This window comes from Hanstruepera ponticola (genome assembly GCF_012931685.1).
In the GTDB taxonomy this organism is placed as follows: domain Bacteria; phylum Bacteroidota; class Bacteroidia; order Flavobacteriales; family Flavobacteriaceae; genus Hanstruepera; species Hanstruepera ponticola.
Genome location: NZ_JABANC010000001.1, coordinates 679,414 through 698,823, shown reverse-complemented (window position 1 = coordinate 698,823; position 19,410 = coordinate 679,414). Strand labels below are relative to the sequence as shown.

At 33.7% G+C, this 19,410-nt stretch carries 16 protein-coding genes and 1 tRNA gene; 10 read left to right on the top strand and 7 right to left on the bottom strand.

The window, feature by feature from the left end; genetic code table 11:
* Positions 1 to 178: 178 nt before the first annotated feature.
* From HGK31_RS03115 to HGK31_RS03105, 3 genes are all read right to left on the bottom strand, one after another.
* Positions 179 to 249 (bottom strand) — tRNA-Cys (locus HGK31_RS03115).
* An 88-nt stretch (positions 250 to 337) separates the two neighbouring features.
* Positions 338 to 706 carry a dihydroneopterin aldolase gene (gene folB, locus HGK31_RS03110; protein WP_104735122.1) on the bottom strand — a complete coding sequence of 123 codons (369 nt, stop codon included), beginning with the start codon at positions 704 to 706 and terminating at the stop codon, positions 338 to 340.
* Between the two features lie 69 nt (positions 707 to 775).
* Entirely contained in the window at positions 776 to 985 is a 210-nt protein-coding gene (locus HGK31_RS03105) for a zinc ribbon domain-containing protein (protein ID WP_191858442.1), read from the bottom strand.
* Positions 986 to 1,087: 102 nt separating this feature from the next.
* Here HGK31_RS03105 and HGK31_RS03100 point away from each other — a divergent pair, with 102 nt between their 5' ends.
* The 3 genes from HGK31_RS03100 to HGK31_RS03090 all read left to right on the top strand — a co-directional run bounded on the left by HGK31_RS03100 (position 1,088) and on the right by HGK31_RS03090 (position 4,878).
* Positions 1,088 to 3,091 carry a glutamine--tRNA ligase/YqeY domain fusion protein gene (locus HGK31_RS03100; protein ID WP_191858441.1) on the top strand — a complete coding sequence of 668 codons (2,004 nt, stop codon included), beginning with the start codon at positions 1,088 to 1,090 and terminating at the stop codon, positions 3,089 to 3,091.
* Positions 3,092 to 3,173: 82 nt separating this feature from the next.
* A complete protein-coding gene (locus tag HGK31_RS03095) occupies positions 3,174 to 3,659 on the top strand; it encodes a DUF1761 domain-containing protein (protein ID WP_191858440.1) in 486 nt (161 codons plus the stop codon).
* A 34-nt stretch (positions 3,660 to 3,693) separates the two neighbouring features.
* Entirely contained in the window at positions 3,694 to 4,878 is a 1,185-nt protein-coding gene (locus HGK31_RS03090; RefSeq protein WP_223115299.1) for a GNAT family N-acetyltransferase, read from the top strand.
* A 26-nt stretch (positions 4,879 to 4,904) separates the two neighbouring features.
* On the opposite strand, the gene HGK31_RS03085 is transcribed toward HGK31_RS03090, so the two are convergent.
* Positions 4,905 to 5,828: an SPFH domain-containing protein gene (locus HGK31_RS03085; protein WP_191858439.1), complete on the bottom strand. Its 924-nt coding sequence runs from the start codon at positions 5,826 to 5,828 to the stop codon at positions 4,905 to 4,907.
* Between the two features lie 74 nt (positions 5,829 to 5,902).
* On the opposite strand from HGK31_RS03085, the gene HGK31_RS03080 reads away from it, so the two are divergent.
* Positions 5,903 to 6,595, top strand: a complete 693-nt coding sequence (locus HGK31_RS03080) for a hypothetical protein (RefSeq protein WP_191858438.1) — start codon at positions 5,903 to 5,905, stop codon at positions 6,593 to 6,595.
* 48 nt (positions 6,596 to 6,643) lie between these two features.
* Here HGK31_RS03080 and gltX read toward each other — a convergent pair whose 3' ends face one another.
* Together gltX and HGK31_RS03070 are read right to left on the bottom strand one after the other, a co-directional pair.
* Entirely contained in the window at positions 6,644 to 8,164 is a 1,521-nt protein-coding gene (gene gltX, locus HGK31_RS03075; RefSeq protein WP_191858437.1) for a glutamate--tRNA ligase, read from the bottom strand.
* 50 nt (positions 8,165 to 8,214) lie between these two features.
* On the bottom strand, positions 8,215 to 9,258 hold the full coding sequence (locus HGK31_RS03070; RefSeq protein WP_191858436.1) for an alkane 1-monooxygenase: 1,044 nt from the start codon (positions 9,256 to 9,258) through the stop codon (positions 8,215 to 8,217).
* Positions 9,259 to 9,415: 157 nt separating this feature from the next.
* Between HGK31_RS03070 and HGK31_RS03065 the strand changes: the two genes are divergently transcribed.
* The 5 genes from HGK31_RS03065 (at position 9,416) to HGK31_RS03045 (ending at position 16,875) form a co-directional block, all read left to right on the top strand.
* The gene (locus HGK31_RS03065) at positions 9,416 to 12,856 is read left to right on the top strand and encodes a DUF4175 family protein (RefSeq protein WP_191858435.1); all 3,441 of its coding nucleotides are present in this window, start codon (positions 9,416 to 9,418) and stop codon (positions 12,854 to 12,856) included.
* The gene (gene ybeY / locus HGK31_RS03060) at positions 12,843 to 13,262 is read left to right on the top strand and encodes an rRNA maturation RNase YbeY (RefSeq protein WP_104735114.1); all 420 of its coding nucleotides are present in this window, start codon (positions 12,843 to 12,845) and stop codon (positions 13,260 to 13,262) included. The genes HGK31_RS03065 and ybeY overlap by 14 nt, the downstream gene beginning before the upstream one ends.
* Before the next feature lie 122 nt (positions 13,263 to 13,384).
* On the top strand, positions 13,385 to 15,256 hold the full coding sequence (mnmG, locus tag HGK31_RS03055) for a tRNA uridine-5-carboxymethylaminomethyl(34) synthesis enzyme MnmG (protein ID WP_191858434.1): 1,872 nt from the start codon (positions 13,385 to 13,387) through the stop codon (positions 15,254 to 15,256).
* Between the two features lie 25 nt (positions 15,257 to 15,281).
* Entirely contained in the window at positions 15,282 to 16,127 is an 846-nt protein-coding gene (locus HGK31_RS03050; protein ID WP_191858433.1) for a class I SAM-dependent methyltransferase, read from the top strand.
* 232 nt (positions 16,128 to 16,359) lie between these two features.
* The gene (locus HGK31_RS03045) at positions 16,360 to 16,875 is read left to right on the top strand and encodes an OmpH family outer membrane protein (protein ID WP_191858432.1); all 516 of its coding nucleotides are present in this window, start codon (positions 16,360 to 16,362) and stop codon (positions 16,873 to 16,875) included.
* A gap of 36 nt (positions 16,876 to 16,911) precedes the next feature.
* Here the strand turns inward: HGK31_RS03045 and HGK31_RS03040 are convergent, their stop codons facing one another.
* Complete coding sequence (locus HGK31_RS03040; protein ID WP_191858431.1) at positions 16,912 to 18,066, bottom strand: DNA polymerase III subunit; 1,155 nt, start codon at positions 18,064 to 18,066, stop codon at positions 16,912 to 16,914.
* Between the two features lie 75 nt (positions 18,067 to 18,141).
* Between HGK31_RS03040 and HGK31_RS03035 the strand changes: the two genes are divergently transcribed.
* On the top strand, positions 18,142 to 19,329 hold the full coding sequence (locus HGK31_RS03035; RefSeq protein ID WP_191858430.1) for a phosphoglycerate kinase: 1,188 nt from the start codon (positions 18,142 to 18,144) through the stop codon (positions 19,327 to 19,329).
* The last annotated feature ends 81 nt before the right edge of the window (positions 19,330 to 19,410 follow it).

The following is a 19,410-nucleotide window of genomic DNA, read 5'->3' as shown; positions in this document are numbered from 1 at the left end:
GACAACCTCACTATAATTTTAAAAATAAAAAACCCTCAACGTATGTTTAAGGTTTTTGGTGGTGTCGAGCGTCCCGAAACTATAGGAATACTGCTGTAGATGGTGTTGTTATCTTTAATTAATTTTTCCTAAAAATTAGATATAAAAAAACCTCCAAACATAGTTTGAAGGCTTATTGAGGTGTCGAGCGGATTCGAACCGCTGTAGATGGTGTTGCAGACCACTGCCTAGCCACTCGGCCACGACACCCTAACTTCCTACGAAAGCAGGAATCTTATCAATTCTATTTAGAGAACTAACGTTCGCAAATGTAAAAAAAATATAGTTTTCACACTATTTACTTGTAGTTTTTTCGTTTGTCGGTCATTTTTATCGTTACCATTTCGACATCGCCACCAATTGGTGGGTTTAATTTACTTATGCAAACAGTTGCTTTTTTAATCAGTTTATCTTCTTTAAAAACACGATTTAATATGCGTCTAGCAACGGTTTCCAAAAGATGTGATGGCCTTAACATTTCTTCTCTTATTATGCGATTTAGAAACACATAGTCCACCGTATCACTCAATAAATCTGATTTAGCTGATGGCTGTAAATTAGCTTTAACTTCTAAATCCACACGATAATCACTACCAATTTTAGTTTCTTCGCTTAAACAACCATGGTTTGCGAATATTCTAATGTTTTCGACTTTTATAATTCCCATAAAGCAAAAATAAAACTCCTGCCGTCACTTTAAGTGAATTTCTAAAAGAAATTTGTATCGAGAAGTTGGCTAGTTGGTAAAAAAGTCAAAGATGTTGGTAATGGCACTTGTTTTGGTTTTATAAAACTCCGTATATGTGCAGCGTTCACAAGTAACCGAAGTAAAACGCTTATTTTGAATATTAAACAATTTAGTGAATAAACCACCAGTAGCTTGCATCTGATCTACTTGATAGGTGCGATTGTGACATTTAGGACATTCGTAGTTTCTATGTTCCATATTGAAAAGGTTTTATTTATTAGTGTGAAAAACTATCACTATGTTACATTTACACTAAAATTGTCTAATTTTGTGCCTCTCATTTTAGATGCAGAAATTATTATGTCAGAAGAAATAAAATCACTCAATTTTATTGAGCATATTATAGAAGAGGATTTAGCGAACGGACTAGATAAAAAAGCATTGCGCTTTAGATTTCCACCAGAACCTAACGGCTATTTACACATAGGGCACACAAAAGCCATTGGTATTAGTTTTGGTTTAGGTGAAAAATATAATGCACCTGTAAATTTACGTTTTGATGACACCAACCCAGCAAAGGAAGAGCAGGAGTATGTTGATGCCATCAAACAGGACGTAAAATGGTTAGGATATAATTGGGCTAATGAATTGTATTCTTCAGATTATTTTCAACAATTATATGACTGGGCAATATTGCTTATCAAAGAAGGTAAAGCTTATGTAGATTCGCAATCTAGTGAAGCGATGGCTGAACAAAAAGGCACACCTACACAACCAGGTATAGACGGTCCATTTCGAAATAGAAGCATTGAAGAAAATTTAGACCTTTTTGAACGCATGAAAAATGGTGAGTTCAATGAAGGAACTCATGTGTTGCGTGCCAAAATAGATATGCAGCACCCGAATATGCTGATGCGTGACCCCATTATGTATCGTATTTTAAAAAAGTCACACCACAGAACCGGTAATGATTGGTGTATTTATCCTATGTACGATTGGACTCATGGTGAAAGTGATTATATAGAGCAAATTTCCCACTCCTTATGCTCGCTTGAATTTAAGCCGCATAGAGAGCTTTACGATTGGTTTAAGGAACAAGTCTATAAATATCAGCCAGAAGCACTTCCAATGCTTCCAAAACAGCGTGAATTTGCACGCTTAAACTTGAGCTATACCATAATGAGTAAGCGTAAGTTACTAAAATTGGTAGAAGAAGGCATTGTAAACGGTTGGGATGATCCTAGAATGCCAACTATTTCAGGATTAAGACGTCGTGGCTACACACCTGAATCTATTAGAAACTTTATTGAAAAAGTTGGTGTTGCTAAACGCGAAAATGTAATTGATGTTTCACTTTTAGAATTTTGCATTCGTGAAGATTTAAATAAAACTGCGCCTCGTGTTATGGCGGTTTTAGACCCTGTGAAAGTGGTTATCACCAATTACCCTGAAGATAAAGAAGAATGGCTAGAAGCTGAAAACAATCAAGAAGATGAAAGCGCTGGATTCAGAAAAGTGCCATTTTCTAGAGAAATTTATATTGAAAAAGCCGATTTTAAGGAAGAAGCTGGCAGTAAATTTTTTAGATTAAGGCTAGGAGGTGAGGTGCGTTTAAAAAATGCTTACATAATAAAGGCTGAAAACGTTGTTAAAAATGCTGATGGATCTATTGCAGAAATACATTGCACATATTCTGAAGATACGTCAAAAAAAGTGAAAGGCACATTACATTGGGTTTCTATAAAGCACGCTATTAAAGCCGAAGTTAGGGAGTACGATAGATTATTTATGGACGAGTCTCCAGACAGTCATGACAGTAAAGATTTTATGGAGTTTTTGAATCCGAATTCACTAAAAATAATCGAAGCTTTTGTCGAACCAAGTTTAAAAGATGCTAAAGTGGGCGAGCGTTTTCAATTTCAGCGATTAGGATATTTTAATGTTGATGATGACTCGACTTCAGAACATTTAGTTTTTAATAAAACGGTTGGTTTGCGTGATTCATGGGCTAAACAAAAGCCTAAACCACAAAGTAATCAATCAAAACAGAATACCAATCAGCCACAACGAAAAGCCATTAGTGTTATTCAGCAATTAGGTAAAAAATATACCAATTACCCAGAAGAAAAACAGCAAAAAGTAAAAGCTGAAATTCAAAAATTAGCTAAAGATGTTTCTTATGATGAGTTAGAGCCTCTTTTTAATACAGCTGTTAAAAAAGCTGGAACACGAATAGCTGTAATGATTACTCTAAAGGAGTTGATAAAGAATGGGCTTGAGCGAAACAACGCAATTGACGACTTTATTTCAAAAGCTTTAGAGGACAAAAGCGAATTATTGGTTACCGAAGCTCAATCACTATAAGCTCAATTTGCAAAAGTTAAAAAAGCACTCTAAATCAGATTTTTAAGTTATATTTATTGCACTAACTTAAAATTTACTGACTATGGAATTACCAATCAACCCTATAGCCATTCCTATTGCTGCTGTGTCAGCTTTAGTAGTTGGCTTTGTATGGTACAACCCAAAAGTTTTTGGAAACGCTTGGATGAAAGCTTCAGGAATGACTGAAGAAAAAATTAAAGGTGGCAATATGGCTGTAATTTTTGGCTTTGCACTATTATTTGCGCTATTATTAGCTATTTTACTTATGCAATTTACGAACCATCAATGGGGAGCCATGGGAATGGTGGGAGGAGAGCCAGAAACTGCAAAACCCTCTTTTGAAGCATTCATGGCAGACTACGGTACTGTTTTTAGAACCTTTAAACATGGCGCATTACATGGCGCTATATTTGGAATTTTTGGTGCATTACCAATTATTGGAACAAACGCCTTATTTGAGCGAAAAGGCGCAAAATATATTTTTATAAATAGTGGATATTGGATTGTTACATTAGCTGTAATGGGAGCTATTTTATGTGGTATGTAATATTTTGTAATGAACCTAAAATTTTCAAGACTGATTGCATCAATCAGTCTTTTTTCATGCTATTGTGATAGATTATCAAATTTTTAATAATTACACCGAATTACCAAATAACTGGGATGCTTTAGTCTATCATGATTTATTTTTACAAACACCTTATTTAAAAGCTCTAGAAAAAGCATCTCCTGCTAATATTAACATATATTACATTGGTTTTTTTAGCCATTCAGATTTAATAGGAGTTGCTATAGTTCAGCGTGTGCAATTATATTTAAATGACATTTTCAGAAATGATAACGATTCATGCTTTAAAGAACGTTTTAAGAGTCTAGTTTCAAAAGTTTTAAAAGGTAATATTCTAGTAATTGGTAATTTAACACATACAGGTCAACATGGTGTGTATTTTTATACCGAAAAACACAACTACACAGATTTTTTAGATGTTTTGTTTAAAGCTACGACACAGTTAAAAAGAAATATTAAAAATCAACACAATAAAAAAATACGCGCGTACTTATTAAAAGATTATTTCACAAATGATGTTTTTAACAATCACACAAAAGAATTAGATGCTTTTGGGTGTCATCAATTAACTGTTCAACCCAATATGATTCTTCATATAAAACCACAGTGGAAATCTTTTGATGATTACATATTTGATCTAACCAAAAAGTATCGCGATAGGTATAAGTCAGCGCGTAAAAAAGCAAAGCAGATAGAAAAAAGGGAACTCAATTTATTAGAAGTTGAAAAGGAATCTAAAACACTATACAAACTGTATAAAAGTGTTTCAGATCATGCTAAAATCAACACGTTTATTTTACCAGAAAATCACTTTTTAGAATATAAAAAACAGTTAGGGGATAATTTTAAAATATTTGGTTACTATTTAGAAAACACGCTTGTTGGTTTTTACACGCTGATACTAAACCATAATGATTTAGAAACATACTTTTTAGGGTATGATACAACCCATCAATACAAGCATAAATTGTATTTAAACATGCTGTTTGACATGCTGGAATTCGGTATAGAAAACCGATTTAAAAATGTAGTTTATGCCAGAACGGCTATGGCTATTAAAAGTTCTGTAGGGGCAAAACCATATAAAATGCACATGTACTTAAAACACACAAATTGGTTTATGAATGCGCTATTAAAAAATGTTTTCAGATTAATGAACCCAAAACAAAACTGGGAAGAGCGCCATCCTTTTAAATAAGCCTGACGCTCAAACGATTGTTATTTTTATTTTTTACTATTTCTAGCTTCTTTCATTGCCTCACCAATTTGATTACTAGCAGCAAAACTAGCAACCATATCATTCAACATATTACTTCCAGCTTGTGGTGCATTTGGCAATAAAATGAGGTTACTATTGGTTTCTTCACCAAGTGATTGCAACGTATCATAATGCTGTGTTACAACTATTAATGCAGACGCTTCTTGCGAGTTGATACCCACACGGTTTAAGACTTCAACGGATTCTTCTAAACCACGAGCAATTTCACGACGTTGGTCGGCAATACCTTGACCTTGTAAACGCTTGCTTTCTGCTTCAGCTTTTGCTTTTTCAACAATGAGAATACGCGCTGCATCACCTTCAAATTGCGCAGCTATTTTTTCACGTTCGGAAGCGTTGATACGGTTCATAGCAGATTTTACTTGAGCATCTGGATCGATATCAGTTACTAATGTTTTAATGATATCAAAACCATAATCTAGCATGGCGTCATTCAATTCAGCTTTTACCGCTAAAGCAATATCATCTTTTTTAACAAACACATCATCTAATTTCATTTTAGGCACTTCAGCACGAACCACATCAAACACATAACTTGTAATTTGGTCATGTGGGTAATCTAGTTTATAAAAAGCATCGTAAACTTTGTCTTTTATCACTTTATATTGAACCGAGACTTTTAAGCGCACAAATACATCATCCAATGTTTTCGTTTCTATGATAACGTCCAATTGTTGAATTTTTAAACTTAAGCGTCCCGCAACGCGATCAACAAGAGGAATTTTCATTTGTAAACCAGATTGTCTAATACTTTGAAATCGACCAAAGCGCTCTATAATAGCAGCAGATTGTTGCTTGACAATGAAAAAAGAAGATATTAAGACTAAAAGCCCAATTACAATAAAAGGAATAAAAAAAACAGGAGGCATAGCAATATGTTTTAATGGTTAAAAATAAGTTCTACTAATTTAAGTTATATTTGTTGCAATCTCATATTAATAGCATGCAATTTATACGACTTATATTATTAGTAGCCATATCTAGTGTTTTTGTTACAACCGCACAAGCACAAAGGAGGCCTCATGGCACAATACCCATTGTAAATGGTATTGGCATTTCTGGAGGTATTACACAATACGACTTTCAAACAGATAATTTTGAAACCAAAGCAGGAAACGGTTGGGCTGTTGCTGGGTCGGCCACTGTTGATTTACCACACAAGTGGTACAATATGAGTTATATGATTCAAATAGCTGAAAACAATATCGGTATAGCTGCGAGCCCAGTTCCATCGGGCCCTGAAGAGTTTTTAGATTATAAAATTTTTACAGCTCAAATCTCATTGTTAATGCATGTAAAAATTATTGGTCCTTATCTTACATTGGATTTAGGCCCTATGCTACAATACAATGGGGAAATGGAATTAAAAGATGACCAAAAAGAAAATTATTTTATTAAAAACTACAATGATCTTTTGCTAGCAAAAGACATTTCAGATATTTCAAAATTTAATATTGATGGAACCGTTGGTTTGTCAGCAGGTATTAGCCACTTCAGAATAAAAGCAGCTTATATTTACGGTTTTTTGAATTCATTTAACAAGTTAAACGACAACAATTTAAATTTAGGAGATAATAATGGCAAGTTTAAAGGCAACCAATCTATGTTTGTGTTTTCTTTGATGATTTCTATTTAACAAATCAAATGGTACAAAATAAAAAGAGCGCCTTTTTAGGCGCTCTTTTTATGACAGTGTGTTTATTAAATTGTCAATACGTCGTTTAGTCTCATCTTTTCCAATCATAAACATAATGTCAAACACGTCTGGACCTTTTAAAGCGCCAACCAGTGCTAGTCGTAATGGCATCATAACTTTACCAAAACCAATTTCGTTTTTAGTAATCCAGCCTTTTATTTCCGTTTGTAAATTCTCAACTGAATAATCTGAAATGGTATCAATTAAGCTAATAACTTTAGTCATAATTTCGGCTGAATCTTCTTTCCAGGCCTTTTTAACGGCTTTTTCGTCTAAATCGGTTGGTGTTTCAAAAAAGAAGTGACTCAACTCCCAAAAATCAGATACAAAATTAGCACGCTCTTTGATTAGAGCAACAACCATGGACACGTAATTTACATCTATATCTTCTAATTCAGGCTGTATGGTTTTAAAATCAGTAGCCAGTTCGTCATCCCGCTGCTCTTGCATGTAATGATGGTTAAACCATTTGGTTTTGTCTGGGTCAAATCGCGCTCCAGATTTATTTACTTTGTTTAAATCAAAAGCGTTTATCAGTTCTTCAAGACTAAAAATCTCTTGTTCTGTACCAGGATTCCAGCCCAATAGCGCTAAAAAGTTTACTACAGCTTCAGGGAAATATCCATCCTCTCTATAACCTCTTGAAATGGTTTCGGTTTTATGGTCTTTGTATGCCAATGGAAAAACTGGAAAGCCTAGTTTATCTCCATCACGCTTACTTAATTTTCCTTTTCCAGTTGGTTTTAAAATTAGTGGTAAATGCGCAAATTCAGGCGCTTCCCAACCAAAGGCTTGATATAGTTGATAATGTAATGCCAATGAAGGCAACCATTCTTCACCACGAATAACATGAGTGATTTCCATTAAGTGGTCGTCAACAATATTTGCCAAATGATATGTTGGCATACCATCACTTTTAAACAATACCTTATCATCAAGAATATTGGTATCTATTTTAATGTCACCACGAATAATATCTTTAAGATGAAGGGTTTCATCTTGAGGAGATAAAAATCGAATAACATAATCCTCACCAGCATCTAGTTTGGCTTGGGTTTCTTCTTCAGAAAGTACCAAGGAGTTTACCAATCTGCCTTTTTCACGATTATGCCAATTGTAGATAAAGGTTTTTCCGTTGGCTTCATGATCTTTTCTGTGCGAATCCAATTCTTCAGCAGTGTCAAAAGCGTAATAAGCTTTACCTTTTGCAATTAATTCGTCTGCATATTGTTTATATAAATGTTTGCGCTCACTTTGTCTGTAAGGACCAAAATCACCTTCTTTTCCAGGGCCTTCATCAAAGGGAATATTACACCAATTTAAGGATTCAATAATGTAATCTTCAGCACCTTCGACATATCGATTTTGATCGGTATCTTCAATGCGAAGCACGAAAGTGCCATTCTGCTTTTTAGCAAACAAATAATTAAATAGTGCTGTACGAACACCGCCAATATGTAATGGACCTGTTGGACTTGGTGCAAAACGTACGCGAACAGTTTGACTCATGCAAATAAATTTTGCGCAAAGATAAAACCTTAATTAGTTTTTAAGCAATTTTATGCCGAAATCATGTGAGTTGGTACACGCTTATTCATAATTTTAAACCACAAAGGCGGAATTAATGCCAAAACCATGGATGTTGGGTAACCAAAAGGCATTTGCGGACTCTCCTCATGGCATTCCAAAAGTTGATATTTTTTTGAAGACTTGTAATGGTGATCACTATGTCGAGTAAGTTCATAAAGCACAATTCTGCCAACAAGATGGTTGGAATTCCAGGAATGGTTTTCTTTTACACGTTCGTAGCGTCCCGAAGCTGTTTTTGAACGTAGCAACCCATAGTGTTCAATGTAATTTACGGTTTCAAGAAGTATAAATCCAGTAACACCAGCAGCAATAGCAAATAATAATCCAGTTCTTCCAAACACGGAAAACACAGCTAACAAATAGACAAGTTGAATTACGAGAAACCAAAACATATCATTTTTTACAGAGAAAAATGATTGCTTGCTGTTTTTTAGTAATTTCATTTGAATGCGCCATGCACTTAAGTATTGTCTAATAGTTGAGGTAAACCAAAACGAATAGACATTTTGATTGTAATGTGCAGTAGCTGGATCTTCTTTCGTAGCTGCATGCAAATGGTGACCATGATTGTGTTCAATGTAAAAATGCATATACAATGCTGGTAGGAGTAAAGCCTTACCAATAAAGCGTTCGTTTGTGGTTTGTCTGTGGCCTAGTTCATGAGCTACATTAATACCATTTGTGCCTAACACCATTCCTAAACTCAATGTCAATCCTATAATCTCAAATGTTTCTAGCGGAACAGACGTAACTATTATGAGCGCCCAAACTACTAATCCATAAACAATGGGCAGATTAAAATACAGCATCCAATCAAAAATCTTGTTTACCTTTCTATTTTCTAATTCAGGTTCAGAATAATTGGTATTATCTTCAGGAAGCAACATTTCTAATAACGGAATTATCACAAATGAATACACAGGTGTTAAAAAACACCAAGCACCTTTTAAGTACAATCCAACCACAGCTGTTAAAGGAATCGTAAGTGCTGCTAAATATTTTAAGTCTTTCATTGAAACTCTGTTTTATTTGTACTATGGGGAAATCTGTTTTTTCTTTAATGGTGTTTTAATAGATTTGAGTATTAATTCCTCGAAATTAACACAACCTTATAAAATTAGCGAATAATACATTAAAATAAAATTGTAGATTAGTAAGTTAATTATAATAATGGCAAGTTTCAACAACATAATCAATAAACTAGAAGGTTTCATTAAACGGTATTACGTTAATGAACTTATTAGAGGTAGTATCTTGTTTTTCGCAATAGGATTGTTGTATCTGCTATTTACGCTGCTTGTTGAATATTTATTTTGGTTAGACCCTACATCTAGAACAGTTTTATTTTGGTTGTTTGTTGTGGTTGAATCAGCGTTGTTTGTTAAGTTTATTCTTTTTCCACTAGCGCAATTATTCAAACTCAAAAAGGGGATTGATTATACCGAAGCATCAAAAATTATTGGAACACATTTTCCTGAAGTCAATGACAAGTTGCTGAATGTTTTACAATTAAATCAAAACAAAGCAGAATCAGAATTGTTGCTAGCGAGTATCAATCAGAAATCTACTGAACTACAGCCTATTCCCTTTAAATTTGCTATAAATTTTAAGCAAAATCTGAAATATGTAAAATATGCACTAATTCCAATTGTTATCATACTACTATCGTATGTTTCTGGCAAGTTTAACTGGTTTAGTGATAGTTATGAACGCGTGGTTAATTATAAAACAGCTTATGAGCCACCAGCACCTTTCCAATTTTTTGTAGTTAATGAAAATTTAACCACAACAGAGAATCATGATTTTACCCTTAAAGTTAGAACGGCTGGAACCACTATTCCCGAAAATGCTAAAATCAGCTTTAACAACGAGACGTATTTTTTACAGCAAAAAGGAATAGGAGAGTTTGAGTTTATATTTACTAGACCCAAAAACAATATCGATTTTCAACTTACAGCAAATGAGGTTACTTCTAAAACCTATACACTTTCAGTATCTGAAGTACCGACTATTTTAGGTTTTGAAATGGTTTTGGATTATCCAAATTATATAAATAAGGCTCAAGAAACACTAAATGGTACTGGGAATGCAACGGTTCCTCAAGGCACAAAAATTACATGGAAGCTAAATACCAAAGCAACAAATCAAGTTGTTCTTTACAGTCAGGACACGACTGTTTTCAATCTAGAAAATTCTGGAAAATTTAGGAGCACAAAAACCGTGTTTAATAATTTTGATTATGCCATAAGCACAAGTAATGAACTTCTAAAGGATTATGAAAAGTTATCTTTTAGTATTGATGTTATTAAGGATGATTATCCAGAATTGAATGTTAAAATGGAAATTGATAGTATTGATCAGCAAAGCATGTACTTTTTTGGACAGGCAAGCGATGATTATGGACTACGAAAACTTCAACTAGTATATTATCCTATAAGCGAAATTAAACAAATCAAAAAAGTAGATATTCCAATTGCTAAATCTAACATTAGTGAGTTTATTTCAGCTTTTCCAAACAATCTGGATTTAGTTGATGGCGAGGGTTATGAGCTCTATTTTCAAGTCTTTGACAACGATGCTTTAAGTAATTACAAAAGCACAAAAAGTAGTGTTTATTACTACAGAAAACTCACCAAAGATGAAGAGGAGCAGAAGCAATTAGAGCAACAAAACGAAACCATTGACGATTTGAATAAGTCCTTGGAAAAAATTGAAGAACGCGAAAAACAACTTGAAGAGTTTTCTAAAACCCAAAAAGAAAAATCTGAACTCAATTTTAATGATAAAAAGAAACTAGAAAACTTCTTGCAAAGACAAAAACAGCAAGAAGAAATGATGCAGAATTTCAACAAAAAACTCAAAGAAAATCTAGAGGAGTTTCAAAAGGAAAATGACAATGAAGACCAGTTTAAAGAAGACTTAAAAGAACGGTTAGAAGAAAACGAGCAGCAACTTAAAGAGGATGAAAAACTTCTTGAAGAACTAGAGAAACTTCAAGAGAAAATAAACAAAGAGGAGTTAACAGATAAGCTTGAGAAATTAGCAAAACAAAATAAGAACCAAAAACGCAGCTTGGAGCAGTTGTTAGAATTAACTAAACGCTATTATGTTTCTAAAAAACTTGAAAAGCTACAGCAAGAATTAGATAAATTAGCTGAAGAACAAGAAAAGTTATCTGAAAAGGAAAAAGACAAAAACAACGTAGAATCTCAAGATGAGCTTAATAAAAAATTTGAAGACTTTCAAAAAGAATTAGATGAGTTACAGAAAGAGAACAAAGAATTAAAACAGCCTATGGAGCTTCCGCAGGACAAAAAACAGGAGGAAGCCATAAAGGAAGACCAGAAAGAAGCTAAAGAACAACTTGAGCAGCAAGAACAACAAGACGAACAAGAAAAAAACGAAGAGAAAGGCGAGAGCCAAGAGCAAGACCCTAATCAAAATCAAGAAAAGGCCAAGAAGAAGCAAAAACAAGCTGCACAAAAAATGAAGCAAATGAGTGAGCAAATGCAAATGGCTATGCAGATGGGAGGTGCAGAACAAATGCAAGAAGACATGGAGATGCTTCGTCAAATATTAGATAATTTGGTGCTCTTTTCGTTTGATCAAGAGAATTTAATGAATCAGTTCAAAAGCATTGAAGTCAATCATAATAAATACGCCAGTTATTTGGTGAAGCAAAACAGTCTTAAGGAACATTTCTCTCATGTTGATGATAGTCTTTTTGCATTATCATTACGACAACCAAAAATATCAGAACGAATAAATAAAGAAATATCAGAAGTCTTCTTCAATATTGATAAATCCTTGGATCAATTTTCAGAAAATCGTCTGTATCAAGGTGTTGCAAATCAGCAGTATACTATAACAGCTGCCAATAATTTAGCTGACTTTTTAAGTGATATTTTGAATAGTATGCAAATGCAGATGCAGGCTAGTGGTACTGGTAGTGGCGGAAAACCTGAACAAGGTTTACCAGACATCATTATGAGCCAAGAAGAGCTTAATAAGCAAATGCAGGAAGGCATGAATAAAAGCCAAGAAGGAAAACCCAAGGAAGGAGATGAGGGTAAAGAAGGAAAAGAGGGTGAAAAAGAAGGTCAACAAGGCCAAGAGTCACCCAATGGACAGGATAGTAATCAAGGGGAAAACGGAGAAAAACAAGGTAACGGTGAAAGTAATGGCTCTGAAGAACTCAATGGCGAGTTGTTTAAAATCTATCAACGGCAACAACAAATTAGACAAGCGCTTGAAGATAAATTGGCAAAAGAAGGAAGTACAGGAGTTGGTAAAGCTTTGCTGAAGCAAATGGAGGAGGTAGAGTTGGATTTGTTAAATAAAGGTTTCACTAATCAAACACTTCAAAAAATGATGAATTTACAGCATCAATTATTGAAGCTAGAAAACGCAACCTTCCAACAAGGACAGGATACTAAACGACAGTCTAAAACCAATCAGGAAGATTTTAGAAACAACACCAACAACCAGATACCAAAAGCCAAAGAATATTTCAACACTACTGAAATATTAAACAGACAGACCTTACCTTTGCAACCTGTTTACAAAAAGAAAGTTCAAGAATACTTTAAGCAAAGCGATGATAAGTTTTAATTACGAGAATAATTTTAAATTAGATAATGAAGAACAATTATCTAATTGGATTATTGCTGTTATTGAAGCCGAAGGATTCAAATATGAAGATATTAACTATATTTTTTGTGACGATGATTATCTTCATAAAATTAATATAGAATTCTTAAATCATGATACGTTAACAGATATCATTAGTTTTGATTATTCGGTAGGAAAAATATTACAGGGGGATATTTATATTTCTGTTGAACGTGTAAAGGATAACGCAAAAGACTTTAACGAATTATTCAAAAATGAATTACATCGTGTTATGGTACATGGTGTATTACACTATTGTGGTTATAAAGATAAAACAACAGATGAAGCGACTGTAATGCGGAGCAAGGAAAATCACTATTTAAAAGTGCTATCGCGAATTCACTAATTCGTCGTATATTTGCAGACTCAAAATTATGATGTAAGTATAAATGTTTAAGGTGATTTTGAAGTATTAAGCAAATTGTTTCACGTGGAACAATTTAATTATGGTAATGAAATACAAATGTTATGTTTAATGAGGTTTATGATGTTATAGTGGTTGGAGCTGGACATGCTGGTAGTGAAGCTGCTGCTGCTGCTGCAAACATGGGCAGTAAAACATTGTTGATTACTATGAATTTGCAAAACATCGCTCAAATGTCTTGCAACCCAGCTATGGGAGGAATTGCAAAAGGGCAAATAGTTAGAGAGATAGATGCGCTAGGTGGTTATAGTGGTATTGTAAGTGACACATCAGCTATTCAATTTAAAATGCTTAATAAGTCTAAAGGACCTGCTATGTGGAGTCCTCGTGTACAAAGTGACCGCATGCGTTTTGCTGAAGATTGGAGAATGCTATTAGAAAACACCCCTAATTTAGACTTCTATCAGGAAATGGTTTCGGGCCTAATAATCGAAAATCATAAAGTTGTAGGTGTAAAGACATCACTTGGAATTACAGTTAAAGCAAAAACAGTTGTACTTACCAACGGAACTTTTTTAAATGGTTTAATTCACATTGGTGATAAAAATTTTGGTGGAGGTAGAGCCGGAGAAAGAGCAGCAACTGGAATAACAGAACAATTGGTTGATTTGGGATTTGATTCGGGCAGAATGAAAACAGGAACACCGCCAAGAGTTGACGGCCGATCATTAGATTATTCTAAAATGGTTGAACAACCAGGTGATGACGTGCCGCAAAAGTTTTCTTTTTTAGATATCACAAAACCACTTATTGAACAACGTTCATGTCACATGACTTATACAAGTCCCGAAGTGCATGATTTATTGCGTGAAGGATTTGAACGTTCACCAATGTTTAATGGTAGAATTAAAAGTTTAGGACCGCGTTATTGTCCGTCAATTGAAGACAAAATAAATCGATTTGCTGATAAAGACAGACATCAATTATTTGTAGAACCTGAAGGCTGGAATACTGTAGAGGTTTATGTGAATGGCTTTTCAACTTCTTTGCCAGAAGATGTTCAGTTTAAAGCGCTGCGTTCTGTCGCTGGTTTTGAAAATGTAAAATTCTTTAGACCAGGATACGCGATAGAATATGATTATTTTCCACCTACGCAATTACAGCATACTTTAGAAACCAAACTAATTGATGGTTTGTATTTTGCTGGTCAAATTAATGGCACAACTGGTTATGAAGAAGCTGCCTCCCAAGGCTTAATGGCTGGCATAAACGCTAGTCTAAAAGTACAAGAAAAGGAAGCGTTTACTTTATCACGAAGCGAAGCATATATTGGTGTACTAATAGATGATTTAATTACTAAAGGTACAGAAGAACCGTATCGTATGTTTACGTCACGTGCAGAATACAGAACCTTGTTGCGTCAAGATAACGCTGATTTTAGACTAACACCAAAAGGTTATAAGATTGGTTTAGCTTCAGAAAAACGCTTAAAACGTATGGAAGAAAAACAAAAAGCTTCTGATAATTTTGTCCAGTTTTTTAGAGATACTAGTGTTAAACCGGAAGAGATTAATCCCATTTTAGACGCTAATGATTCCTCTTTGATGAAGCAGTCAGATAAAATGTTTAAAATTTTCGCTAGACCTAATATTACCATAGATGATATGCGAAAAGTTGAATCGGTTAATGATTATATTGTAGACAATAATTTAGACGATGAGGTGATTGAGCAAGCAGAAATCCAAGTTAAGTATTCAGGTTATATCGAGAAAGAAAAAAACAATGCGGACAAACTTTCTAGGCTTGAGAATATTAAGATCCCAAAAGATTTTGATTACTCTAAACTTAAATCCATGAGTATGGAGGCGCGTGAAAAATTAAATAAAATTCAACCGGTAACCATATCACAAGCATCACGTATAAGTGGTGTGTCACCTAGCGATGTTTCAGTGCTTTTAGTGTATATGGGACGCTAATGTTTCACGTGGAACAATTCTACAAATGAAATTAAAAAACATATATCTAGAAGTTATAGACCATTCAGTTTCTGGAGAAAAATTTCAGCTACTTTATAACGAGGAATTGGATATACTTGAAACACATCCACAACCACCAGAGGAACATTTAGGTAAATATTACAAAACAGAAGATTACATTTCACATACCGATTCCAAGCGGAATGTCATGGAGTTTATTTACCATATTGTCCGTGAATTTACTTTAAAGCGTAAAGTGAAACTTATTAATAACTATTCAAAATCAGGAAAAGTACTTTTGGATGTAGGTTGTGGTACAGGCGATTTTTTACAGGCTTCAAAAAAAAATGGCTGGCAGGTTACAGGGATTGAACCAAATGAAAAAGCAAGAATTATTGCTAATTCAAAAACTGATAATAATGTGTTAGATTCGAAACAGTTGTTTGAATTGAAAGAAAATCAATTTGATGTTATTACATTATGGCATGTGTTGGAACATTTACCAAATATTGAAAAACATCTATCTACTTTTAAAAAGCTTTTAAAACCAAATGGAACATTGATTATAGCCGTTCCAAATTTTAAAAGTTATGATGCTCAATATTACAAATCGTTTTGGGCGGCTTATGATGTACCAAGACATTTATGGCATTTTTCTAAAACAGCTATTTCTAGATTACTTAAAAAAGAAAATCTAAAATTAGTAGAAACCAAACCCATGATATTTGATTCATTTTATGTGAGCCTATTATCAGAAAAGTATAAAACAGGATTTATGAATCCGTTTAAAGCATTTTGGATAGGATTACAATCAAACATCAAAGGAAAGTCAACAAATGAATACTCATCGCATATTTATATACTAAAATAACCTATTTATTGATTTTAAAGCTTTAGAATCAATTTTTGAATTCCTTACCATAAAATCCTATTGACTAATTTTTAAATGACTTCAGAGCGGCTTTAATCGGCCTTACAATAATAAATTTCATTTATTTTAAAACAACCTCAATATCAATTTTGCTTATACTAACAATTTTGGCAATAAAAATTTTAAATCGTAATTACTTTTTTACATTTGCGCATCTTAAAAATATAGAATCATGAAAAAAATAATTTTTGGAATATTAACCTTAGTAATGGTTGTTTCTTGTAAGCAAGAAAAAATCGCATATATAGATAATAGTTATGTGATTAACGAATACCAAGAAAAGAAAGATATTGAATCTAAGTACAAATCTAAAATTGAGGCTTACAATAAAAAAAGGGATAGTATAGGCAAAGCTTTACAGTTAGATTACCAAGCATTTCAATTAAAATCCCAATCTATGACAGAAAGTGATGCCCAATCAGAATACAATGCATTGATGCAAAAACAACAAATGTTGCAGCAGCAGTTTCAAATGGAGGAGCAACAAATTTCAAAGGATAGCCAGACGGAAATAGATTCGCTAATATCAAAAGTTAAAACCTTTGTAAAAAAACACGGGAAAGAGAATAATTACACTTACATTTTAGGCACTAGTGATGCAGCATCAGGTGTTATGTATGGTAAAGAGGAAAATAATATTTCAGAAACTATTTTGAAAACTCTTAACGAGAGTTATAAAAAAGACTAATTTTCCTGTTATTTATATAAAATTTTAGCCAGCTTATTAGCTGGCTTTTTTATGTAGTAAACGTGTAAGTTTTATTGACAAATCAGTTAGAATAATCTTTGAGTTTCCATTACGCTCTATATGATAAATGGCATTCTGAAGCTCTTCTGATATTTCTAGAATGTTGTTGCCGTGTACAAAAGGAGCAAAATTCTCTAGTTTAAATCCTTCAGATTTTGGCTCCATGTAGACCAATTCATTGGTATTATAGTTCATTAAAAGTGCTTGTCTAAAAAAGGTTAGACAAAACTGAAGGAACTGTTTTTGAGTTTCTCTACCAGTTTTGGCAATATCTTCACTCCAAGATATAAGGTTATGAATAGCGCTTTTGTTGCCTTTAGCCTGAAATGCACTACGAATCCAGTATATAAACCAGTCTTCAAACTGTGTGTCTTCAGAATCATGATAGACTAAATCACAAGCCTTGTTGAAGTTTCCGTTGGCTTCATGTGCAATTTTACCAGCAACATCTTCGGGAATGGCGTATTTTTTAATAAGGCCTTGTTTGATTATTTCTTCAGATAGAGGCGGGAAATGTAAAACCTGACAACGCGATCTGATGGTATTAATTATTTGCTCTTCATCTTCTGCAATAAGAATAAAAATAGTTTTGTTAGGTGGTTCTTCAATCAATTTCAACAACTTATTAGCTGCTTGAGTGTTCAGCTTTTCAGCCATCCAGATAATCATCACCTTGTAGCCACCTTCATAAGATTTTAATGATAAAGCCTTTACTATATCTTGAGCTTCATCAACACCAATTTGACCTTGCTTTTTTTCAATACCAATTTTTTTATACCAATCAAATAAATTACCATAAGGCTGCTCATCAATTAATTCGCGCCATTCTGCTATAAAATTACTTGAAACAGGATGGCTTTTTATAATACCATTGGTGGCAACTGGAAAAGCAAAATGTAAATCGGGATGCGATAAATTTTTAAACTTTAAATTACAGGATTCATTTCCGCTAGTATTTTCATTCCTCGTGTTATTGCAAAGTAAATACTGCGCATAAGCAATAGCCATTGGAAGCGTACCACAACCTTCAGGTCCCACAAACAGTTGCGCATGAGCTATGCGACCATTATCAACACTTTGTGTTAGGTGCGCTTTTATATGTTCTTGACCTAAAATCTCACTAAATAACATGCGGTAAAGATAACAGATTTGCTACTGTTTTTCTGAATTGAAAAAATTATATTTGTCAATCTAATTAATTACATCATGAAAACCCTAAATGACTTTAATTTTGAAAACAAAAAAGCACTTATTCGTGTAGATTTTAATGTGCCTTTAAATGAAGACTATCAGGTAACCGATGCTACCCGAATTAAATCTGCCAAACCAACTATTATAAAAATACTGGAAGACGGAGGCAGTTGTATTTTAATGTCTCATTTAGGTAGACCAAAAGGAAAAGAAGATAAGTATTCCTTAAAACATATTGTTGATAAGGCCGAAGATATTTTGGGTGTTGAAATTAAGTTTACTGAAGATTGTGTTGGTCCTGAAGCACAAGAAGCTGCTAAAAACCTTCAACCAGGAGAAATATTATTGTTAGAAAATTTACGTTTTCATGAAGAAGAAACAAAAGGTGATGAAGCCTTTGCTAAACAACTTTCGGAATTAGGGGACATTTATGTTAATGACGCTTTTGGTACAGCGCACAGAGCACATGCCTCAACAACGGTTGTTGCTCAATTTTTTTCAGATAAAAAATGTTTTGGTTACCTATTACAACAAGAAATTGAAAGCATTAAAAAAGTAATGGAAACAGGTGAAAAACCTGTTTGTGCAGTGTTGGGAGGTGCAAAGGTGTCATCAAAAATTACAATTATAGATAATATTCTAGATAAAATAGACCATTTAATAATAGGTGGTGGCATGACTTTTACTTTTGTTAAAGCTCAAGGAGGTGCAATAGGAAATTCTTTGGTTGAAGATGACAAGTTAGAATTAGCAAATACCATTTTAAGAAAAGCAAAAGAGAAAAACGTTGAAATTCATTTACCCGTTGATGCTATTATAGCTGATGCTTTCAGTAATGATGCTCATACCAATACCTGTGAGGTTAATAAAATTCCGGATGGCTGGATGGGACTTGATGTTGGCCCTAAAACTGAAGCTTTATTTGCCGATGTGATAAAAAGTTCTAAAACTATTTTATGGAATGGACCTTTAGGCGTTTTTGAAATGGCAAATTTTGCCAAAGGAACTATTGCTCTAGGTTATGCTATAGCTGAAGCTACTGAAGATGGTGCTTTTTCACTTGTAGGTGGAGGTGATTCGGTTGCGGCAGTCAAACAGTTTGATTTTGAAGATAAAGTAAGTTACGTAAGTACAGGTGGAGGTGCCATGCTAGAAAGTTTAGAAGGGAAGACTTTACCGGGAATAGCTGCTATTTTAGAATAATTTAGTATATTTCGTTGAGCCTCAATGCTATCGTTGCATGACCAAGATAGTTCATAAGAAAAATAGAATATAAGCGTTAAG